The sequence below is a fragment of the Plebeiibacterium sediminum genome (assembly GCF_026013605.1).
In the GTDB taxonomy this organism is placed as follows: Bacteria; Bacteroidota; Bacteroidia; order Bacteroidales; family Marinilabiliaceae; genus Saccharicrinis; species Saccharicrinis sediminus.
Genome location: NZ_JAPDPJ010000326.1, coordinates 1 through 438, shown reverse-complemented (window position 1 = coordinate 438; position 438 = coordinate 1). Strand labels below are relative to the sequence as shown.

Annotated in this window: 2 protein-coding genes; both read right to left on the bottom strand. The window is 30.1% G+C overall.

The window, feature by feature from the left end:
• Positions 1-180 (bottom strand): hypothetical protein (locus tag OM075_RS25655; protein ID WP_301193397.1); only part of this gene is annotated, 180 nt, incomplete at its 3' end.
• A 94-nt stretch (positions 181-274) separates the two neighbouring features.
• Positions 275-409 (bottom strand): ATP-binding protein, encoded by a 135-nt coding sequence (locus tag OM075_RS26315; RefSeq protein ID WP_363321663.1) that lies wholly within the window; start codon positions 407-409, stop codon positions 275-277.
• Positions 410-438 lie beyond the last annotated feature (29 nt).

Sequence of the window (438 nt, the reverse complement as noted above, 5' to 3'; positions counted from 1 at the left end):
AGAAACAAGACTAAGAGCAATAAGACTAATGCGGTTTGCTTCTATGACAGCTAATCCTACAGCAACTTCTTTTGTACTATGTTTGGTACATGCCTTTATAATTTCATGTAAATGTGATGAAACCTTAATTAAAGCCTCCCGATCACCAAGAACTGCATCTTTAATAGTTTTGTTATTCATACATTATAAAAGATAAGATTTCGTTTACTTGATAATTTAAATTCAAAAATCACAAAGACAATACACCACAAGTGTGTATTTAGTGATTTAAATATTAAATCTTTAGCTTAAAGGCGATAGTAACACCATTCTCAGTATTTTCTTTTACGTAAATTTTACCCCCTTGCAATTCTATAAATTCTTTACAAATTGGTAATCCCAAACCGGTTCCGGCTTCTTTATGATTCATAATCTTTGGCTTATTAAAAGAGTATTTAA

Excerpts from the sequence above, each read along its gene's own strand:
- OM075_RS26315 (WP_363321663.1), bottom strand. The coding sequence starts at position 409 with ATGAATCATAAAGAAGCCGGAACCGGTTTGGGATTACCAATTTGTAAA.